1 protein-coding gene and 1 pseudogene are annotated in these 1652 nt (G+C 75.9%); one reads left to right on the top strand and one right to left on the bottom strand.

Annotation, left to right across the window (positions count from 1 at the left end):
- The coding region (locus AB0K09_RS33215) for an asparagine synthase-related protein (RefSeq protein WP_366069110.1) at positions 1-1405 on the top strand (1405 nt) is incomplete at its 5' end.
- 163 nt (positions 1406-1568) lie between these two features.
- Here AB0K09_RS33215 and AB0K09_RS33210 read toward each other — a convergent pair.
- A pseudogene (locus AB0K09_RS33210) lies at positions 1569-1652 on the bottom strand (RNA polymerase subunit sigma-70); the annotation flags it as partial.

Below are 1652 nucleotides of genomic sequence, written 5' to 3'. Positions count from 1 at the left end.
GAGTGATGTCCTCGCCGAGCGCAGCCTGTTCCGCGCGGTACGGCGGGTGCCGCCCGGGCACCTGCTGCTGATCGGCCCCGAGGGCGCCCGGGCAGAGCGGTTCGAGCCGGCCGCCTATCCGCCGGCCGGGCTGCGGCAACAGGCGCCGGCGGTGCGGGCCGCGCTCGCCGAGGCCGTGGCCGCCCGGATCGACGAGCGGCCCGTCAGCGCGGACCTGGCGGGTCTGGACTCCACCACGCTCGCCTGCCTGGCCGCCCAGCACACCGAGGTGGCCGCGGTGACGTTCGCCGACGAACGCCTGCGCGACGACGACCTGGCGTACGCGGTCCGCACCGCGGCCACCGTGCCGGGCCTGACCCATCGCACCGTTCCCGGCGCCGAGGACACCGTGTACTACGCCCATCTCGCGGACCTGGGGCATCTGCCGGTGACCGACGCGCCGAACGCGTACGCGGTCACCGCCTCCATCAAACGCACCGTGCTCGCCGCGGTCGCCGGACAGGCGCCGGCGCCGGGGGTGCACTTCACCGGGGCCGGCGGGGACGCGGTGCTCTCCGCTCCTTCCTCCTACCTCTCCGACCTCCTGCGCGAGGGACGGCGGCGGCGGGCATGGCAGCACGCGCTGGTGCACGCCCGGCTGCGGCACACCTCTGCCTTCGCCGTGCTCGCCCGCGCCCGGCCCGCCTCCCGTACGGACCTGGCGGGGACGTGGCAGGAGACGGCCGCCGAACTGCGGCGCCCGGCCCGGGACTGGGTGCCGCAGGCCCAGCGGCCCATCTCCTGGACACCGCTGCTGGCCTCGGCGGACTGGATGACCACAGGCGTCCGCCACCACCTCGCCGAGGCCCTGGACCAGGCGGCGAGCGAGCTCACCGACGCGCCAGGGCGGCTGGCGGACTGGTCGGACCGGCAGGACCTGGTGCGGGTCGGAGCGAACACCGCCGGGTGGCGGGAGCTGGCACTGGCCGACCACGTCATCGAGCTGGCCGCCCCGTTCCTCGACAACGAGGTGATCCGGGCCTGCCTGGCCGTGCCCGCCGACCAGCGCGGGGCACCGGGACGGTACAAGCCGCTGCTGGAGGCGGCGTTCACCGGCAGCGGCGTGCTGCCGCCCTTCGTGCTCGCCCGCACCACCAAGGGCGGCTTCAACGCCCTCGCCTACCAGGGTCTGCGCGAGAACGCCCCCGCCCTGCGGGACCTGCTCGGCCCGTCATCGCGCCTGGCCGCTCTCGGGCTGGTCACCTCCCAGCCCGTGCATGCGGCGCTGGAGCGGGCCGCCGCCGGGCAGCCCACGGCCCAGGGCGCCCTGCACCTGGTGGTGGCCGCCGAGGTGTGGCTGCGGCAGCTCGCCGAGGCACCTGTCCGGTGGTGGGAGGAGGTGAGCGGCCGTGTGGCGGCTGTGTGAGAGCGCCCACCCGGTCCTCACCGACGAAGGCGGCGCCATCCTCGACGAGCACACCGGCCGGTGGACCCAGCTCACCCCGACCGCGTCCGCCGCGGTGATGCTCCTGCTCGCCTCCACCACCACCGAGCAGGCCGCGACCCTCTTCGCCGTGCACTACGGCAACCAGCGACTCCTCGCCCCGCGAGGCGCGCGAGCGCAGCATGTCCAGGCACACCCGGCCGACGACGGTGGTCAGCCAGCCGCCCAG

This window comes from Streptomyces sp. NPDC049577 (assembly GCF_040675635.1).
Taxonomy (GTDB): Bacteria; Actinomycetota; Actinomycetes; order Streptomycetales; family Streptomycetaceae; genus Streptomyces.
Note: the sequence above shows the minus strand (reverse complement) of the source record. Positions and strands in the feature narration are given on the sequence as shown.